Origin of the sequence: Pantoea sp. AG1095 (assembly GCF_003208415.1) — a bacterium.
Taxonomy (GTDB): Bacteria; Pseudomonadota; Gammaproteobacteria; order Enterobacterales; family Enterobacteriaceae; genus Pantoea; species Pantoea leporis.
The window spans coordinates 802,455-821,059 of record NZ_QKMJ01000001.1; the positions used below are offsets into that span (position 1 = coordinate 802,455).

The following is an 18,605-nucleotide window of genomic DNA, read 5'->3' on the forward strand; positions in this document are numbered from 1 at the left end:
GTGCGGGCATTTTGTTTTCTCTCTTTGGTCAACGTTCATGTTTATTAAAGTCCTCGGTTCAGCGGCGGGCGGCGGCTTCCCGCAGTGGAACTGTAACTGCGCCAATTGCAGCGGCCTGCGTAACGGCAGTATTCAGGCGCAGGCGCGCACCCAATCTTCAATCATTGTCAGCGACAACGGTGAAGATTGGGTGCTGTGCAACGCCTCGCCGGACATCAGCCAGCAAATTGCCCACACGCCAGAACTGATCAAAAAGGGTGTGCTGCGCGGCACGGCGATTGGCAGCATCATTCTCACCGACAGCCAAATCGATCACACCACTGGCTTGCTGAGCCTGCGCGAAGGCTGTCCGCATCAGGTGTGGTGCACGCCGGAAGTGCATGGCGATCTCACCAGCGGTTTCCCAATTTTCACCATGTTGCAGCACTGGAATGGCGGCTTGCAGCATCATGCGTTAACGCCGCTGGAGCCGTTCCGCGTCGATGTCTGCCACAGTTTGCAGTTCACCGCGATTCCGATTCTCAGCAACGCGCCGCCGTATTCGCCGTATCGTGATCGCCCGCTGCCGGGCCACAACGTGGCGCTGTTCATTGAAAACACCGCCAACGGCCAAACGCTGCTCTACGCGCCGGGACTCGGCGAGCCGGATGCGGTGATCATGCCGTGGCTGCAAAAAGCCGATTGCCTGTTGATTGATGGCACGGTGTGGCAGGACGACGAGCTGCTCGCCAACGGCGTTGGCAAAAATACCGGCAAAGCCATGGGCCACTTAGCGCTGGCCGAAGAACAAGGTTTAATGGCGTTGCTGGCTGCGCTGCCGGCCAAACGCAAGATTTTGATTCACATTAACAACACCAATCCGATCCTTAATGAGCAATCGCCGCAGCGCGCCTATTTGACGCAGCAGGGCATTGAAGTGAGTTGGGATGGCATGGCGATTCATCTGCAGGAGTTTGCATCGTGATCATCACTGAAGCATTATCGCCCGCCGCGTTTGAGCAGGCGCTGCGCGATAAAGGCGCGTTCTACCACATTCATCACCCGTATCACATTGCCATGCACAATGGCGAGGCGACGCGCGAGCAGATTCAGGGCTGGGTGGCGAACCGCTTCTACTATCAAACCAATATTCCCCTAAAAGATGCGGCGATCATGGCGAATTGCCCGGACGCGGCGACGCGGCGTAAATGGGTGCAGCGCATCCTCGATCACGACGGCAGCAACGGTCATGAAGGCGGGATTGAAGCCTGGCTGCAGTTGGGTGAAGCGGTGGGGCTGGATCGTGACGTGTTGCTGTCAGAGAAGCTGGTGCTGCCGGGCGTGCGTTTTGCGGTGGACGCCTACGTGAACTTCGCGCGCCGTGCTAACTGGCAGGAAGCGGCCTGTAGCTCGCTCACCGAGCTGTTTGCGCCGCAGATTCATCAGTCGCGTCTCGACAGCTGGCCGCAGCACTATCCGTGGATCAAAGAGGAAGGCTATTTCTACTTCCGCAGCCGTTTGAGCCAGGCGAACCGCGATGTGGAGCATGGGCTGGCGCTGGCGCTTGAGGTGTTTACCCGCGCCGAACAGCAGAACCGCATGCTGGAGATCCTGCAGTTTAAACTCGATATTCTCTGGACCATGCTCGATGCCATGACCATGGCGTATGCGCTGCAACGTCCGCCTTATCATACGGTCACCGGTCAGGTGTCCTGGCACAGCACAAGACTGGTATAACAACATGAAAGATAATGTGATTCCGGCTTTCCGTCGCGGCTACCGCATGCAGTGGGAAGCGGCGCAGGATAGCCATGTGGTGCTCTATCCGGAAGGTATGGCCAAACTGAACGAGACCGCCGTGGCGATCCTCGAACTGGTGGATGGCAAACAGGATGTGGCGGCGATCGTTGCCACGCTGGATGCGCGTTTCCCGGACGCGGGCGGTGTCGGCGACGACGTCAAAGAGTTCCTGCAATCCGCCATCGAACAAAAATGGATACAGTGTCGTGAACCCGAGTAAAAGCGTGACGCCACCGCTGTGGCTGCTGGCAGAACTGACCTATCGCTGCCCGCTGCAGTGTCCGTATTGCTCCAATCCGCTGGATTTTTCCCAGCAGGAGAAAGAGCTGACCACCGAACAGTGGATTGAGGTGTTTCGTCAGGCGCGCGCCATGGGCAGCGTGCAGCTCGGTTTTTCCGGCGGCGAACCGCTAACCCGTAAAGACCTGCCGGAGCTGATTCGCGCCGCGCGCGATCTCGGTTTCTACACCAACCTGATCACCTCCGGCATCGGCCTGACGGCGAAAAAACTCGATGCCTTTGCAGACGGCGGACTCGATCATATCCAGATCAGCTTCCAGGCCAGCGATGAAACGCTGAACGCGGCGCTGGCCGGGTCAAAAAAGGCCTTCCAGCAGAAGCTGGAGATGGCGAAAGCGGTGAAAGCGCACGGCTATCCGATGGTGCTGAATTTCGTGCTGCATCGCCACAATATCGACCAGATCGACAAAATCATCGATCTCTGTATCGAACTGGATGCCGACGATGTCGAGCTGGCGACTTGCCAATTCTATGGCTGGGCGCAACTCAATCGTGAAGGATTGCTGCCGACGCGCGAGCAGATCGCCAACGCCGAAGCGGTGGTGGCCGATTATCGTCAGCGCATGGGCGCCAGCGGCAATCTCACCAATCTGCTGTTCGTGACGCCGGATTACTACGAAGAGCGGCCGAAACCCTGCATGGGCGGATGGGGATCGATCTTCCTCAGCGTCACGCCTGACGGCACCGCGTTGCCGTGCCACAGCGCGCGTCAGCTGCCGGTTGCGTTCCCGTCGGTGCTGGAGCGCACGCTGGACGACATCTGGTACAACTCCTTTGGTTTTAACCGCTATCGCGGCTTTGACTGGATGCCGGAACCCTGTCGCTCCTGCGATGAGAAAGAGAAAGACTTTGGCGGCTGTCGCTGTCAGGCCTTTATGCTGACCGGCGATGCCGATAACACCGATCCGGTGTGCAGCAAATCGCCGCATCACGGCAAGATCCTCGAAGCACGACGTGAAGCCAACTGCAGCGACATCAAAATCCAGCAGCTGCAGTTCCGCAATCGCAGCAACTCCGAACTAATCTTTAAGCAGCGCGTCACCTGATGCACGCGCGCCAGCTCACGCTCGCCAACGGCCTGCGCTGCCATCTTTATCATCAGCCCGACGCGCGTGAGGCGGCGGCGCTGATGCGCGTGCAGGCCGGCAGTCTGGATGAAGCGGATCGCTGGCCGGGTTTGGCACATCTGCTGGAACATCTGCTGTTTTGCGGCAGCGAAGCTTTTCACGGCGACGATCGCCTGATGCCTTGGCTGCAGCAGCAGGGCGGCCAGGTGAACGCCACCACGCAGTTGAGCCGCAGCGCCTATTTCTTTCAGCTCCCAGCTGCGGCGTTGTCAGCAGGGGTGCTGCGGCTGTGCAATATGTTGGCGTCACCGTTGCTGACGGCGCAGGCCATTCAGCAGGAAACGGCGGTGATTGAGGCTGAGTATCAACTGCTGCAAAACCATGCCGACACCCTGAGTGAAGCTGCCGTGCTGGAAAAGTTGCAGGGACGTTTCCAGCGCTTCCGAGTCGGCAGTCGACAAGCTTTTGGTGACAATGTCACGGCGTTGCAGTTCGCACTACGCGATTTCCATAGCCGCTTGTATTGCGCTGAAAACATGGAACTTTGGCTGCAAGGCCCGCAATCACTGGATGAGCTCGAACAGCTGGCGGCACGCTTCGGCGGCAGTTTGTTGGCGGGTGGTGAACGCGCTGCGGCTGTTGAAGCTACGCTGTTGCAAGGCGATCGTTTACTGCTATCAGGCGGTGAAGAAAATTTCTGGCTGACGATGTTGGTCGCGGGCGATGAGCAGACTGTGCGTGACAATGTCACCTTATTAACAGCATTCTGGCAGGACGAAGCGCCCGGCAGCTTGCTGGCGCAGTTGCGCGTTGAGGCGTTATGCGAAACCTTTGACGCGCATTGGTTATGGCAAGATGAGCAACAAGCGTTATTGGCGCTGCGCTTTAGCGCCAGGCGCATTTCCCCGGCGCAGGCGCAACAGATTGAGCAACGCGTTTGGCAGCATCTGGCTGCGTTAGCTGAATGTACGGCGCTTCAGCTGCAGCACTACGCACAGCTCGCGCAGCAGGATTTCGCGAGCTTGTCGCCGCTGGAACAGTTGCGCGGCCGGGCGTTGGGCTTCGCGACGGGTTGCGCGCTGCCAGACAACTTCACGGATTTTGCCGCAGCGTTGCCGCATTGGCCGCGCACACGTCTGCTCACACAGCAACAGATTGACGGCGCGCCGCATCACACGCAGGGCTTCACCCTGCAACTGGCTGAGTGGCTGCCGCCGTTACTGGCTGCGACCAAACCCGCAGCGTTTCACTTCTATCCCGCTTCAGCCGCTGTTCCGCTCCCTCGTCTCCCGCCCGTGGCGCAGCCGTTGCCGCTGATTGCACCGGTAAAAGAGGTTGAAACGCTGCTGCTGCGTCCGGCGTTTTATCAGACCTTGCGTGACGAAGACGCGCAGGCGCGGCAGCGCCAGTTACGCCCGTTGCTGGCGGAATTGCGCCACGCGGGTGGCAACGGCAGCTGGCAACAGACGCATGCCAACTGGCAGCTGCTGCTCAATCTGCCCGCATCCGCCGATCGCGCGTTGTTTAGCGTGCATCAGGCAATACAGGCGCTGAACACGCCGGTGCTGGCGCAACCCGCAGCGAATACCCCTTCGATTGTGATTCGTCAATTGCTCGCCGCGTTGCCCACTCGCTTGATCAAGCCATTACCCGCGCCACAATGGCTGGCGGCATGGTGCGGCATCAATACCGCATTAAGCCAGCGCGTGGCGCATCTGCTCAGCGATTTTACGCCGGATCTGGCGCGCGACACGCCGCCGGCACGACTGCAACACGGCATCGTGCCCATCGCCTGCGACGGGCGCGATCAGGCGCTGCTGCTGTTTATGCCGTTACCGCAGGCCGACGATGCCAGCCTGGCCGCTTTACGCGTGCTGGCGCTGATGCTGGAAACGCGCTTTTTCCAGCGGTTGCGCGTGGATCAGCAAATTGGCTATGTGGTGTCGGCGCGCTATCAGCGGGTGGCGGATGTGGATGGCTTGATGCTGGCGCTGCAATCACCGGATATCTCCTGGCGCGCGCTGCTGGGTCATTGCAAACGCTTTATGCGTGAGATGGTAGCCGAGATCGCGGCAATCTCGCCGCAAAAGCTGGCGGCATGGCAGGCAAGCTTAATGACGCAATGCGCAAGCAAAGACAATGGCGAGGCCGCACTCGAAACCCTGCGCCAGCAGCACGGCCTGGCCACTCTCAATCGCGCGGCTATTCAGGCACTGACGCTGCCGCAGTTCGAGCAACTGCATCAGCGTCTGCTGAGCGAACGTCATCGCTGGTTGATTTTGGTCAATCAAAGCTGAAAGATTCAACCGAAACGTACGTGAAATCATTCGTCATTACGTAGGGTCGCTATTTATGGTGACCGAGTGCGCATGAATGCGCACCCTAAGTGCGATGCTACATCTCCCGCCAAAACTTCTTCTTACTGGTTTTACCAATCCCTGGATTACAGCTGTTGGTGGGATCAAGCTGTTTCCAGTGCGCGACATGCTCACACGACGCCTGATAAAGGTGCCCGACATTGTGCTCGGCGGGATATTTCGCGCCGCGCTGTTCCAGATACCGTTTCACCTCTTCCTTAAACACTTTCGCGTCGTAGCCGGGTTTCAGCACGTAATCCTGATGATTGACGAAGCAGAAGAAGTGCCCGCAACACGAATCAACCTGTACCTGCGCCGCCAGATGATCGGGCAGCGTCAAACGCCATGCATCGTCATTACGGCGCAGCGCCACGTCGAAGGCTACCAGCCGCTCGTTGGGGTTGTAACCCAGCGCGTCGCAGTAGGAAATGGTGCAGCCGCCCACGCCGAAACGCACCAAAAACGCATCTGCCGCTTCACGCGCATTGCAGCGGAAAAAGCCGCCTTGCTGCTCAGCAAAGAATTGCTGCAGTAAACTCTGCAACTCGGCGGTTTGCGGCGACTCTACTTTGATCATCAGATGATGTTGATACTCGCTGCGGTAATCCATGATGCGCGGCGCGATAAAGCTCGGCGTCAGCTGGTTGAAGAATTGCAGCACCCGATCAACAAAATTGCGCGGCAGGAATTTCAGGTGGCTGACGCGCACATCCCATTTGGCTTTATTGGCCATCATCTGCGGAATGGCCTGCGGGCCCAGTTTGCGAATCGCCAGATACATATGCTTGGCGTAGCGCACGGTTAAATCGAAGGCATTGCGATGGATATATTCCGCCTGCAGCGGCAGTTCGCTCATTTCGGTTAGCAGGAAACGGCGCAGCGCCACCAGCACGTTCTCATTGTTAGTGCCGATGTAGAAGGTGTCGCTGCCGGCGCTGGCTTCGAAGGTGGGTAAGCGTACAGCGAAAACCACCACTTTACCGGCGCTGCCCGAGCTGTCGTGCAGGTAGCGCAGATCGCCATTGAAGCGTGCTGGGGAATCCGCGGTCACATCTCGTAAGCGGTCGGCGTAGTCATCGGCCCAGATTTTACCCTGCCAATCGGCTTGCTCGCCGGTTTGATACTGCTGCTGCGTGAGATTTGCCAGCATCACTTCTGGCGTGTCGCCCAACTCGATGCCGAGGTGATTAACCATCTCTAAGCGACCATCCTCATGAATACGGGCGAACAAGGATTTTTCGGTAAACGCGGGGCCGCGCCGAATCAGCGAGCCACCGGAATTATTACAGATCCCGCCGACCACCGACGCGCCGATGCAGGATGATCCAATAACCGAGTGCGGTTCACGCCCGAGTGGCTGTAAGGTGTGCTCCAGTTCGGTCAAGGTGGTGCCGGGGAAGGCGATCACCTGGCGCGCCTGATCGATTACCTGCACGCCTTTGAGCTGGCGGGTGCTGATGATCACGATATCGCGGTCGTAATCATTGCCGTCGGGCGTTGAGCCGCCGGTGACGCCGGTATTTGACGCCTGCATCAACACAATCACATCGTGCGCCACGCACACCTGCAGTGTTTGCCACAGCTGCAACAAGGTTTGCGGTAACGCCACCGCCAGCGCGTCACCGCGCCCGACGCGGAACCCCTTTATGTACCAGGCTTTATCATCCGCATGGGTTAATAACTGTTTGTCACCCACCACCGCGGCCAACTTAAGCAAAATATCCTTCTGCATGCTCATTTTTCTCTTCTTTATTCTTTATCTGCCACGGTATTGGACAAGCGCAGCTGCACTGAGTCAATCATTCACTGGCCCTGACGCGTAAATAACGCACGGAATCATTATCCCTTTTTACTTTACGGAATAACCGGCAGGAACCGATAAAAATGCGCGGGAAATCACAAAATAGATCGAAATAAAAATCGCCAAGGGCGCGTTTATTTGGCTTGCTGATTTTACTGCGCAAAATAAATATAAACCTATGATTTTATTTGTTATTAAGGTTTTAAGGTGAAAAATGCCATGTGATTTATATCACAAAAATAAGCCTTTGTTGGATGCTGTCAATTATCTCACTCGGGAAATTCATCGCAAAAGTGTGACATTCGTTGCAAATAACAATGCGGTTAATCGGAAGAATGAATTCCAGACGCACAGCATAAAGGATGATGACAATGAGAATTGGCATGGTGATCAGCGGTGGCGATGTCACCGGGATTAATAACTTTGTGTATCAAATATCGCGCTTAACTCAAGCGGAAATGGTGTTATTTAATGGTGGTATTCCAGGTTTGCTGGAAAACAATCATCAGGAAATATCCCAACGTGATTTAGTGGATTACGCCATCGCCGCTATTCCGGTGATGCAATCGGGACGAACCAGCAGGAAATTAATTCGCCCGGAATATGAGATGATCGCCAAACACCTTAAATCGCTGCGCATCGATGTATTAATTATGGCGGGCGGAGATGGTTCATTACAATTCCTGCATACGCTGAGCGAATTTGGTATCAACTGTTTTGGCGTCGGCATGACCATCGATAACGATGTCTTTGGCAGTGATTACAGCATCGGTTTCTCCACCGCCTGTGAGCAGGTGTTAAAAGAGGTGGCGAAGTTACGTAATACCGGCCGCGCCTTAACCGGTCGTGTATTTATGGTGGAGCTGCTGGGTGGTTATTGCGGTGAATTAACCTTGCAGTCAGCGATCAAATCCAATGCCGATTTCGCGCTGATACCGGAATGCCAGATTGCACCGCAGGAGCTGGCGGAACGCATCACGCAGCGGCTGGCGGCGCAGAACAGCGTGATAATTTTGTGCTCGGAAGGCTATACCCGTGAATATTCGCCGGGCTTTCAGGGCGCTATCGATACCTTAATTAAACAAATTGAACCGTTAATTGGTGTGCGTATTCGTAAAACGATTATCGGTTATGGCCTGCGTAATGGCGATCCTACCTGTGAAGAGATTTATCAGGGCACCATTATGGCCAGTGAAGTCGCGCGTTGTATTCAGTCGGGAATGCGCAATAAAGCGGTGATTATTAATGGCAGTAATCGACCGATTCCGATTGATTTAATAAGCATGAAAAAACGCCTGGTCGATACGGAAGGGCATCATTATAAACTCGCTAAACAACTGCAAATTCTGTGAGGAAATAGCCATGCTGAAAATATTATGTGTCTGTGGATGTGGTTTGGGTTCAAGCTTTGCGATTGAAATGAGCGCCAAGTCAGTATTAAAGAAACTCGAAATTGATGCTGATATTGATCACACCACCATTTCTGAAGCCAACGCCTTTAAATCCGACATGATTTTAACCCAGAAAGCCTTTGCTGATGTGTTAAATGCCGATGCCAGCCCGGAACAGATCAAGCGGGTGATTATTCTCAATAAGCTGACCGACAAAGCAGAAATTGAAGAGAAAATCGTGGCGTTTATGAAAGAACGTAACTTAAAGGTTGCTAATCATGAATAGTGTCATCGACTTCCTGGTAAAAGACTTATTGGGGCAGGCATCGATACTGATCGCCTTTATTGCCCTGATTGGTCTGCTACTGCAAAAAAAATCGGCGGGCAAGGTGGTGGAAGGCACCTTTAAAACCCTGCTCGGTTTCTTAATTATGATGGCCGGTATCAACATTATTGTCGGTACGCTGACCTTCCTGAACACCATTTTCACCCACGGCTTTGGCATGCAGGGTTATATCACCGACGTTGCCGCCATTGCCGGGTTAGCAAACCGCGAGCTGGGTTCAGAAGTGGCGCTGACGCTATTGGTGATCTTTATCGTCAACATCATCATTGCGCGTCTGACACCGTTCAAATACATCTTCCTTACCGGACAGGCGCTGCTGTGGATGGCGACCATCGGTGCGGTGATTGGCTATAAAGCGGGGCTGACAGGTTTACCTCTGATCCTTACCGGCGGCATTTTTGGCGGCATTATGGCGGTGGTGATGCCTGCACTGGCCCAACCGGTGGTGCGCCGCATCACCGATTCTGACGACGTGGCGCTCGGGCACTTCTGCACCATTGGCTATCTGCTGACGGCGGCGGTGGCAAAGGTGGTGGGCAAAGGGTCGCGCTCCACCGAAGATCTCAAACTGCCCGATAACTTTAAATTCCTGCAGGACACCTATCTGTCGATGGCGGTGGTGATGGTGCCGATGTACCTGATCCCTGCGGTCGCCGCCGGTCCGGAATTTATCGGCCAGTACAGCAACGGCATGAACTACCTGATGTACGCCTTTATGCAGTCGATTCAGTTCGTGTGCGGTGTGTTCGTGCTGTATAGCGGCGTGCGTCTGTTGCTGAACGAACTGGTGCCGGCTTTCCGTGGTATCGCCATGCGTCTGGTGCCGGATGCAAAACCGGCGCTCGACTGCCCGGTGATGTTCCCGTACGCCCCGAACGCGGTGATCGTCGGCTTCCTCGCCACCACGCTGGGTTCGGTGGTTGGCATGCTGGTGTTCCCGATGTTTGGTCTGGCGATGATTCTGCCAGGATTGCTGACTAACTTCTTTGCCGGTGGCACCGCAGGCGTGTTCGGTAATGCGCTCGGTGGGCGTCGCGGCGCAATGATCGGCGGTTTCGTGCACGGTCTGTTCATTACCTTCCTGCCGGCGATTCTGGTGCCGATGCTGGAAAGCTACGGTTTTACCGGCGTCACCTTCAGTGATTCGGATGTCATCAGTACCGGCCTGGTGCTCGGCCATGCATTCCAAAATAACTGGCTGTTCGTCGCGCTGTTTATCGCCTTTATTACTCTCATCGCCTGGTTTGTTAACGGAAAATCCACCAAGTCTAAATCCCATGAGGAAAAGCTCCATGAAACTTTATAACTTTACCGATCTGTTACAGGTGGCTAAAGAACGTGAATTTAAAGCGCTCGGTTCCTTTAATTTGCACTGCCTGGAAATGTTGCCCGCCTTTTTTAAAGCAGCGGAGAAAACGAATAGCCCATTAATGATTCAGATCTCAACCGGAACCGCCAAATATCTCGGACATAAATTATTGGTGGATGCGATTCGCTCATTGTCTGAAAGCCGTAACGTGCCGACCTGTTTGCACCTCGATCACTGTTCGGATTTGGACGCTATCCAAACCGCGCTGGATGCGGGCTTCAGTTCAATTATGTATGACGGTTCACATTTACCGATTGAAGAGAACATCGCCAATACGCGCCGTGTTATTGATATGGCGCGCCCGCTGGCGGTTTCGGTTGAGGCGGAATTGGGCGCGATTGGCGGTTCGGAAGATGGCAAAGAGGTGGAAATGAACGATGCAGCGTTTACCACCGTCGATGAAGCCAAACGCTTTGTCGATGAAACCGGCGTCGATATGCTGGCGATCTCCATCGGCACGGTGCACGGCTTGTACACCGGTAAAGCCCATATTCAGCATCAGCGCCTCGCGGAAATTACCGATGCCACTAAAACGCCGCTAGTGCTGCACGGTGGTACCGGCGTCAGCGATGAAGATATGCGTCTTGCGGTGCGCAGCGGGATTGAGAAAGTCAACGTTGGCACCGAGATGAATGTGCAGTGGGTTGCGAACTGCAAGCAGACGTTTGAAAAGGGCAAGGTCAACGACAGCGTGCGTAATTTCCTTGTGCCGGCCAACGATGCCGTGACCAATGTGCTGGTAGAAAAGATTCAACTGTTCCGCTAATTCCGACTTACTCATGACGTAATAACCTGAGGTGCCCGGCGCCATTCGGGGCAGGAGATGCTATGTTTGGATTCTTGAAAAAGGGCTCTGATAATAAGAGACAGGATTCACAGGAAATAGATCTTCAGGCTGAAACCATCAGCGGGAAAATAAGCGAACTGGAACAACAGTTGGCTAGTAATCCGCAGGCGGCAGACACGCAAAAACAATTAATGCTGGAATATAATCGTGCATTAAATATCTTTGCCAAAAGTCGACACTATCGTCAGGAAATTGATCCGTTGTTTGTCAAAATTGATGAACTGCGAAACACCATTCGCAAATCGTTTTAAGGAGGCAGTATGAGTATTAAACAGCTGCTGCAGGAGGCAAGTGCGATTCAGGTGGGGATCAGCGCTAGGGATTGGCGCGAAGTGATCGCGCTGGCGGCGCTGCCGCTGGTGAATGGCGGTTACATCAAAGCCAGTTACCCGGAAGCGGTGATCGCTAACACGCTGGAGCATGGCGCCTATTACGTGTTTGAGGAGGGCATCGCCATTCCCCATGCGCGGCCGGAGGCCGGCGTGCTGAAAGATTGTTTCAGCATGATTGTGCTGGATGAGCCGATCTCATTCGACGGCAGTGACAAAGCCGACATCGTGATTATGTTCGGTGCGCGTGACAGTAACGCCCACATTGAAGAGGGCATCCGCGCGATTGTTACGCTGCTGGAGGATGAGGAGACGCTGGTGCGACTGCGAAAGGCCAGCAGTGCCGCGGAGGTGATAGAAATCCTATGACAACCGACACTGAAGAGAAAATTGTCGTGCTGGTGAACGGCATTCCGGCTTCCGGCAAAAGCACGCTAACGCGCGCGCTGGCCGAGCATTTCGGCTTTCCGGTGCTGACGCTGGATAGCCTGAAAGAGCCGTTTATGGCCAGCTTTGCGCCGGTTGATCGCCTGCGCAATCGCCAGTTAGGTTGTGCGGCGTATCAGGCGATCTGGCAAGTGGTGGCGCAAGCGCCGACGCGTTGTATCTATGTCATCGATGCCTGGTTTGGCTTCCAGCCGAAAGAGGTGCTGCAGCAGGGATTGCAGCAGGCGGGCGTGACGCGGGTGCTGGAGCTGTGGCTGGCGATCACGCCGGATGAGGCGGTAGCGCGTTATCAGGCTCGTTTAACCGATCGCATGCCGGGACATCCGGGCGCAGAGTATCTGCCAGAACTGCGCCAGTTAGCAGAAACAGCCCAACCGATGGCGCTGGGTCCGGTGTTGCAGCTTAACGCACGCAATCCGGATCAGGCGGCAGCCTGCGCCTGGTTACAGCGTCAACTGCGGCTGCCGATCAGCGCTCAACCGGCTTTATCGGCCTCGGGCTAAATAATGTCGGCAGCAGGGTGATCGCACATCAGCCCTGTGGCCGACAGCACCATCGCATGATTCGTCAATGCATCTTCTCCTGCCTGAACCAGGCTTTGTGATTACGCTCACAGAGGAAAGCATGATGAATATCGATTTACACGGAAAAACAGCCTTAGTTACCGCATCAACTGGCGGTATCGGTTTTGCCATTGCACAAGGTCTGGCGGCCAGCGGCGCGGAAGTGGTGCTGAACGGGCGCAGCGAAGCATCGGTGAGTCGTGCGCGGGAGAAGCTTAACGGCGTAGTGGCGGGGGCCAAAATTCACACCTTTATCGCCGATCTCGGCAGTGCACAGGGCGTTAAGCAACTGCTTAACGGCTTGCCGCCGATCGATATTCTGGTGAATAACGCCGGGATTTACGGTCCGCAGGATTTTTATGAAGTGGATGACGACACCTGGGACGCCTATTGGCAAACCAACGTGATGTCCGGCGTGCGCCTGTCGCGGGCTTTATTGCCGGAGATGGTGCAGCGTGGTTGGGGCCGCGTGGTGTTTATCTCCTCGGAATCAGCCTTGAACATTCCCGCCGATATGCTGCATTACGGCGTGAGTAAAACGGCGCAGCTATCGCTGGCGCGCGGTCTGGCAAAAGTGGTGGCGGGCAGCGGCGTGACGGTAAACAGCGTGTTGCCGGGCCCAACGCTCTCTGATGGCTTTGCCGCGATGATGGAAGATGAGGTGAAGCGCACCGGTAAGCCGCTGGAAGAGCTGGCGAAAGAGTTTGTGATGGCGCAGCGGCCAAGTTCGGTGATCCAACGCGCCGCCACGGTGGAAGAGGTGGCGAATATGGTGGTGTATGTTTGCTCGAAACAGGCGTCGGCGACGTCCGGTGCCGCGCTGCGCGTCGATGGTGGCGTGGTGGATGATATTGTTTAACGCCGTGTAACGATAAAATTTTGATGGCCGCAATCATCGTAGCGGCGCCATTTATTGCGTCGTGTTTAGGTGGGTAATATGCCTTCGTTGAGATGCGCGATAAATCGCGCCGCTACGATCCTGGATCTGGGTTGAGCACCACAAAGACAAAAGTTTACACAGCAAAGCTTGGTGTTTCTGCTGCAGATGCTTAAAATGTCCGCACTTTTCTCTGAGGCTGCGGCATGACGATATCGCTAACACGCGCAAAATGGATTCTGGCACTGGTTTGTCTGGTGCTGGCGTTTTGTCTCGTCCAGCGCAGCTTCAATTTGCCTTCCGCACCTTTAGCGCAGGTCAGCGCGTCCGCGCACACCAACATCAGTGATGATGCCAGCGGCAGCGAAAAACCCTGTGCGCTAAGCGCCAAATCGCTGAGTGCCGCCGCGCCAATCTTTGATACCGCATTGCCTTTCCTGCTGTTGCTGCTGGCACTGATCGCCACTTTCACACAAACTACCACTTGCGTCGGCTATCGCCGCGCACCGCTGTTTCCGCCTCTGCGACGGCGGCATCTGACCTTTTGCGTCTTCCGGGAATAACACCTGCGCGTTACATCGCGTAAACCCTGTTATTCACTGGAGAATTCACATGACTGTATTGATCAGGAGCCTGCTGCTCCTGCTGGCGAGCTGCGCAATCACTGCGCAGGCGGCAGACACCGGCTGGCTGCGCAATGCGCAAAACAGCCACGCCGAAGTGCGCCTGCGCAGCGCCAGCCACAACGATAATCAGCAACTGCTGCTGGATATTCGCCTGCAACCCGGCTGGAAAACCTACTGGCGCACGCCTGGCGAAGGCGGCGTTGCGCCGGAAATCCGCTGGCAAACCCCGGCGGTCAAGGCGCAATGGTTCTGGCCCGCGCCCGAGCGTTTTGACGTCAGCGGCTTGACCACGCAAGGCTATAAAGGCGATATCACGCTGCCGATCGAGCTCGCGAAACTGTCGAGCCAGCAACTTGCGGGAACGTTGACGCTCTCAACCTGTAGCGACGTTTGTATCCTCACCGACTTCCCGTTCAGCCTCGATCTGACCCAGCCCGCAGACGCCGATTTTGCCCGCGATTTCGCCGAGGCGATGGGGCGCATCCCGGCGGCTAGCGGCTTAACCGATCAACTCGACGCCAGCTTTGTAAATGGCGAATTGCAGATCCGCGCACAGCGTCAGGGCGGCTGGCAACAACCTGAACTGTTCTTCGATTATCCACCGGGCAGCATGCTGGCGGCACCGACGATCCGTGTGAATGGCGACACGCTCAGCGCGCGCGTAGCGGTCACCGATGAATGGGGCGAAGCGGCACCGGATCTGCGCGGCAAAACGCTGTCGCTGGTGGTTGCGGATGCTGGCATTGCGCAGCAAAGCGCGATAAATATCGGCGCGGAAACGCTGGTGTCCGGCGGTGCGGCGCAAACCTTATGGTCGGTGTTGCTGCTGGCGCTGCTCGGCGGCTTGATCCTCAACCTGATGCCGTGTGTGTTGCCAGTGCTGGCGATCAAGCTCAGCAGCCTGGTGCAGCAGCAAGGGCAAACGCAGCGTCAGACGCGCCAGCAGTTTCTCGCCTCCAGCGCTGGAATCATTTTCTCCTTCCTGCTATTGGCGCTGCTGATGACGGGACTGCGACTCAGCGGTCAGGCGCTGGGCTGGGGCATTCAGTTCCAGAGCAGCGGCTTCCTGCTGGTGATGGTGCTGGTGATGTTCCTGTTTAGCGCCAGCCTGTTTGATCTGCTGCATTTCCGCTTGCCGTCGGGTTTGAATACCAAACTGGCGACGCAGGGCGGCGACGGCTTGCTCGGCCACTTCGGCCAGGGCGCGTTTGCCACCTTGCTGGCCACGCCGTGCAGCGCGCCGTTTCTCGGTACGGCGGTGGCTTATGCGCTGACGGCACCGCTGCCGCAGCTATGGCTGCTGTTTGTCGCGCTCGGCGTTGGCATGAGTTTGCCGTGGCTGCTGGTGGCGGCGTTACCGGGCATGGCGCGCTGCCTGCCGCGTCCGGGGCGCTGGATGCTGCATCTGCGCAGCGTGCTCGGCCTGTTGATGCTGCTCGCCACCTTCTGGCTGGTGACGTTGCTGGTGCCGCATTGGGGCAGCACCTTCGCGCTGGTGCTGGCGGGCGTGTTACTCGTGGTGTTGTGTGGCTGGCTGGTGAAACGTCGCGCGCTGCAGCAGGCGGGCGTGGTGTTTATCACCCTGACGCTGGCCGGAGCGCTGTTCCTGATGACGCGTATCTCGCCGGAAGAGGAGACGCTGCACTGGCAGCCATTGACCGAAGCGGCGATCCATCAGGCACTCGAGCAGGATAAACGGGTGTTTGTCGATGTCACCGCCGACTGGTGCATCACCTGTAAAGTGAATAAATCTCGCGTCCTGAATCAGCCCGATGTGCGTGCTGCGCTCAAAGCCGATGATGTGGTACTGCTGCGCGGCGACTGGACGCAGCCCGATCCCGCCATTGGTGAATTCCTGCGCCGCCGCGACCGCGTGGCGATCCCTTTTAACCAAATTTATGGCCCGGCACTGCCGCAAGGCCAGATTTTGTCACCGCTGCTGAGTCGTGAAGCGGTGATCTCCACTCTCTCTGAGGCGAAAAAATAATGAAGAAATCCCTGTTACTGCCACTGATGTTCCTTGCCATGCCTGCACTGGCGGCCGCGCCTTTTACGCCTGAGCAGGAAGCGCGCATCAAAGAATTGATCCGTGAAACCCTGGTGCAGAATCCGTCGATTCTGGCGGAAGCCGCTGATGCCTTTGATAAAGAAGCAGCGCAACAGCAGCAAAACGTAGTGGCGCAGATGGTGAAGAAAAACCACGATGCGCTGTTCAACGACGCCGGTTCACCGCGCATTGGCGCTGAAAAACCGGCGCTGACGCTGGTCTATTTCACCGATTACAACTGCGTGTTCTGCAAGAAGTTTGAAGCCGATATCGAAAAACTGATTAAGGCTTATCCGCAGGTAGCGGTGGTGATCAAACCGCTGCCGTACCGTGCTGAAACCTCTCTCACCTCGGCGCGTCTGGCGCTCACCGTGTGGGAGCAGCAGCCGAAAAACTTCCTAAAGCTGCATGAGCGTTTGATGGCGAAAAAGGGCAATCACGATAACGCCAGCATCGACGCGGCGCTGGAGAAAACCGGCATCAAGCTGAAAGAGCCAAGCAAAGTGAGCCTCGATACCATCAACAGCAACCTGACGCTGGCGCAGCAGCTCGGCGTTCAGGGCACGCCAGCCACGCTGGTGGGCGACCAGATGATCAGCGGCGCGGTGCCATATGAGCAGCTGGAAGCGGCAGTGAAAGGCGCGCTGCAGGCGAAGCAATGAGTCGATTAAAGCGCTGGCTGCGTGAGGCACTGCTGCTGGTGCTGATTGTCGCGGCTGCGCTGTGGGGCATGGATTGGCTGCGGGCACCGCAGCTGCCTGCCGACCTGGCGCAACAACCGCTGACCTCGCTGCAAGGTGAGGTGAATCTGGCGGAACTCAGTCAGGAACGGCCACTGCTGGTGTACGTCTGGGCAACCTGGTGTGGGGTGTGCAAACTCACCACGCCAACCGTGGCGGCGATGAGTCAGGAAGGTGACAAGGTGGTGAGCGTGGCGCTGCGTTCCGGCAGTGACGCGCGCGTGGCAACCTGGCTGGAGAAGAAAGGGCTGCAAGGCGTGGCGATCAATGATGAGAGCGGGGCGATCGGCCAGCGCTGGGATATCAACGCCACGCCGACCTTTATCGTGCTGCATCAGGGCAAAGTCATCAGCACCAGCAGCGGCTGGACCAGCGGTTGGGGGCTGAAACTGCGACTTTGGTGGGCTTCCCGCTAATCGTTCTGGCGGCACTTTAAGGTGCCGCCAGAAAATCCTCGCGTTGCGGCGTAAAGGTATCCAGCAATACGCCCGCTTCCAGACACACACAACCGTGCACAATGTTCGGCGCTTTATACAGCGTATCGCCGGCGCTCACTTCTTTGGTAACGCCATCAATGGTGAAGGCAAAACGTCCGGACAGCACGTAGGTGAGCTGCTCATGCGGATGGTGATGCAGCGGACCGACAGCACCCTGCTTAAAGGTGACTTCCACCGCCATCAGGGTGCCGCCGTGCGCCAGTATTCGGCGCGTTACGCCGTTGCCTAAATCGTCCAGTCGGGTTGCGCTTTTAAAGATAAACATGATTTCTCCTTGCAGGTTGCATCGTCAATATGTGACTTAACTCACAGTCAAAAAGGCATTTAAAGGCTGCATTTTAACGTTCTTTGATTAAAATGAAACGGTGTTTCAATTTAATCTGAGGATGGATCATGAAAATCGCTTTGATGATGGAAAACAGCCAGGCTGCGAAGAACGCAACGGTGTTGAAAGAGCTTCAGTCTGTGGCGCAACCGCTCGGGCATCAGGTGTTTAACGTCGGTATGAGCGACGAACAGGATCACCATCTTACCTATATTCACCTCGGCATCATGGCCAACGTACTGCTTAACAGCAAAGCGGTGGACTTCGTGGTGGCCGGTTGCGGTACCGGCCAAGGCGCGTTGATGTCGCTCAACCTGCATCCCGGCGTGGTGTGCGGCTACTGCATCGATCCGGCGGATGCTTACCTTTTTGCGCAAATCAACAACGGCAATGCGCTGTCGCTGCCGTTCGCCAAAGGCTTCGGCTGGGGCGCGGAACTAAACCTGCGCTTTATTTTCGAAAAAGCCTTTACCGGTGAAAAAGGGCACGGCTATCCGCCAGAGCGCAAAGAGCCGCAGGTGCGTAATGCCGGCATTCTGAACGAAGTGAAAGCGGCGCTGCTGAAAGAGAATTACCTTGATTCACTGCGCGCCATCGATCCTGAGCTGGTGAAAACCGCAGTGAGCGGCCCGCGCCTGCAGCATTGCCTGTTTGAACATGGGCAGAATCAGGAGATCGTGGGTTTTGTGCGTGAACTGACGCAGTAATCAAAACGGTTTGAGCGAAGCCAGGGAAACCTGGCTTTGTTGTTTATGTCCTTCTTCATTTGCACTCTGGCATCAAAATGTCGGAGGAAATGTCGGAAAAAATATCGGAGAAAACGCTAAGAGTTAGGCAGCTTCAGAGTCAGTGAAGCACTCGACTTTGGTATCCCTTCGATTCAACAGTCACGCGTAT

General features: G+C 56.2%; 20 protein-coding genes. 18 read left to right on the forward strand and 2 right to left on the reverse strand.

Annotated elements, in window-relative coordinates; genetic code table 11:
- Positions 1-37 precede the first annotated feature (37 nt).
- Genes pqqB through pqqF form a run of 5 tightly spaced genes read left to right on the forward strand, consistent with a single transcriptional unit; the run spans position 38 to position 5,443 of the window.
- Positions 38-964, forward strand: a complete 927-nt coding sequence (pqqB, locus tag DEU53_RS03895) for a pyrroloquinoline quinone biosynthesis protein PqqB (RefSeq protein WP_110866084.1) — start codon at positions 38-40, stop codon at positions 962-964.
- Positions 961-1,716 (forward strand): pyrroloquinoline-quinone synthase PqqC, encoded by a 756-nt coding sequence (pqqC, locus tag DEU53_RS03900; protein ID WP_110866085.1) that lies wholly within the window; start codon positions 961-963, stop codon positions 1,714-1,716. The genes pqqB and pqqC overlap by 4 nt, the downstream gene beginning before the upstream one ends.
- Positions 1,717-1,720: 4 nt before the next feature.
- Entirely contained in the window at positions 1,721-1,999 is a 279-nt protein-coding gene (gene pqqD, locus DEU53_RS03905; protein WP_061720121.1) for a pyrroloquinoline quinone biosynthesis peptide chaperone PqqD, read from the forward strand.
- Complete coding sequence (gene pqqE, locus DEU53_RS03910; protein ID WP_110866086.1) at positions 1,986-3,125, forward strand: pyrroloquinoline quinone biosynthesis protein PqqE; 1,140 nt, start codon at positions 1,986-1,988, stop codon at positions 3,123-3,125. The genes pqqD and pqqE overlap by 14 nt, the downstream gene beginning before the upstream one ends.
- Positions 3,125-5,443: a pyrroloquinoline quinone biosynthesis protein PqqF gene (pqqF, locus tag DEU53_RS03915; protein WP_110866087.1), complete on the forward strand. Its 2,319-nt coding sequence runs from the start codon at positions 3,125-3,127 to the stop codon at positions 5,441-5,443. The genes pqqE and pqqF overlap by 1 nt, the downstream gene beginning before the upstream one ends.
- 97 nt (positions 5,444-5,540) lie before the next feature.
- Here pqqF and dld read toward each other — a convergent pair whose 3' ends face one another.
- Complete coding sequence (gene dld, locus DEU53_RS03920) at positions 5,541-7,241, reverse strand: D-lactate dehydrogenase (protein ID WP_110866088.1); 1,701 nt, start codon at positions 7,239-7,241, stop codon at positions 5,541-5,543.
- A gap of 434 nt (positions 7,242-7,675) precedes the next feature.
- Between dld and DEU53_RS03925 the strand changes: the two genes are divergently transcribed.
- The 12 genes from DEU53_RS03925 to DEU53_RS03980 all read left to right on the forward strand — a co-directional run bounded on the left by DEU53_RS03925 (position 7,676) and on the right by DEU53_RS03980 (position 17,302).
- A complete protein-coding gene (locus tag DEU53_RS03925) occupies positions 7,676-8,656 on the forward strand; it encodes a 6-phosphofructokinase (protein ID WP_110866089.1) in 981 nt (326 codons plus the stop codon).
- 10 nt (positions 8,657-8,666) lie between these two features.
- The gene (locus DEU53_RS03930) at positions 8,667-8,981 is read left to right on the forward strand and encodes a PTS sugar transporter subunit IIB (protein WP_008110086.1); all 315 of its coding nucleotides are present in this window, start codon (positions 8,667-8,669) and stop codon (positions 8,979-8,981) included.
- On the forward strand, positions 8,974-10,347 hold the full coding sequence (locus tag DEU53_RS03935) for a PTS sugar transporter subunit IIC (RefSeq protein WP_008110085.1): 1,374 nt from the start codon (positions 8,974-8,976) through the stop codon (positions 10,345-10,347). Before DEU53_RS03930 ends, DEU53_RS03935 begins: the two co-directional genes overlap by 8 nt.
- On the forward strand, positions 10,334-11,176 hold the full coding sequence (locus DEU53_RS03940; protein ID WP_101764478.1) for a class II fructose-bisphosphate aldolase: 843 nt from the start codon (positions 10,334-10,336) through the stop codon (positions 11,174-11,176). Before DEU53_RS03935 ends, DEU53_RS03940 begins: the two co-directional genes overlap by 14 nt.
- Before the next feature lie 62 nt (positions 11,177-11,238).
- Positions 11,239-11,508, forward strand: coding sequence for a hypothetical protein (locus DEU53_RS03945; RefSeq protein ID WP_110866090.1), 270 nt, complete (start codon positions 11,239-11,241; stop codon positions 11,506-11,508).
- Positions 11,509-11,517: 9 nt separating this feature from the next.
- Positions 11,518-11,955, forward strand: a complete 438-nt coding sequence (locus DEU53_RS03950; RefSeq protein ID WP_101764476.1) for a PTS sugar transporter subunit IIA — start codon at positions 11,518-11,520, stop codon at positions 11,953-11,955.
- Positions 11,952-12,536, forward strand: a complete 585-nt coding sequence (locus DEU53_RS03955) for a glucokinase (protein WP_110866091.1) — start codon at positions 11,952-11,954, stop codon at positions 12,534-12,536. The genes DEU53_RS03950 and DEU53_RS03955 overlap by 4 nt, the downstream gene beginning before the upstream one ends.
- Before the next feature lie 124 nt (positions 12,537-12,660).
- Positions 12,661-13,455 (forward strand): SDR family NAD(P)-dependent oxidoreductase, encoded by a 795-nt coding sequence (locus DEU53_RS03960; RefSeq protein ID WP_110866441.1) that lies wholly within the window; start codon positions 12,661-12,663, stop codon positions 13,453-13,455.
- Between the two features lie 224 nt (positions 13,456-13,679).
- The gene (locus DEU53_RS03965; protein ID WP_110866092.1) at positions 13,680-14,036 is read left to right on the forward strand and encodes a hypothetical protein; all 357 of its coding nucleotides are present in this window, start codon (positions 13,680-13,682) and stop codon (positions 14,034-14,036) included.
- A gap of 49 nt (positions 14,037-14,085) precedes the next feature.
- Positions 14,086-16,086, forward strand: a complete 2,001-nt coding sequence (locus DEU53_RS03970) for a protein-disulfide reductase DsbD (RefSeq protein ID WP_110866093.1) — start codon at positions 14,086-14,088, stop codon at positions 16,084-16,086.
- On the forward strand, positions 16,086-16,808 hold the full coding sequence (locus tag DEU53_RS03975) for a DsbA family protein (protein WP_110866094.1): 723 nt from the start codon (positions 16,086-16,088) through the stop codon (positions 16,806-16,808). The genes DEU53_RS03970 and DEU53_RS03975 overlap by 1 nt, the downstream gene beginning before the upstream one ends.
- The gene (locus DEU53_RS03980) at positions 16,805-17,302 is read left to right on the forward strand and encodes a protein disulfide oxidoreductase (protein WP_110866095.1); all 498 of its coding nucleotides are present in this window, start codon (positions 16,805-16,807) and stop codon (positions 17,300-17,302) included. The genes DEU53_RS03975 and DEU53_RS03980 overlap by 4 nt, the downstream gene beginning before the upstream one ends.
- 16 nt (positions 17,303-17,318) lie before the next feature.
- On the opposite strand, the gene DEU53_RS03985 is transcribed toward DEU53_RS03980, so the two are convergent.
- Positions 17,319-17,648 carry a cupin domain-containing protein gene (locus tag DEU53_RS03985; RefSeq protein WP_101764470.1) on the reverse strand — a complete coding sequence of 110 codons (330 nt, stop codon included), beginning with the start codon at positions 17,646-17,648 and terminating at the stop codon, positions 17,319-17,321.
- Between the two features lie 128 nt (positions 17,649-17,776).
- Here DEU53_RS03985 and DEU53_RS03990 point away from each other — a divergent pair, with 128 nt between their 5' ends.
- The gene (locus DEU53_RS03990; RefSeq protein WP_008110061.1) at positions 17,777-18,415 is read left to right on the forward strand and encodes an RpiB/LacA/LacB family sugar-phosphate isomerase; all 639 of its coding nucleotides are present in this window, start codon (positions 17,777-17,779) and stop codon (positions 18,413-18,415) included.
- Positions 18,416-18,605 lie beyond the last annotated feature (190 nt).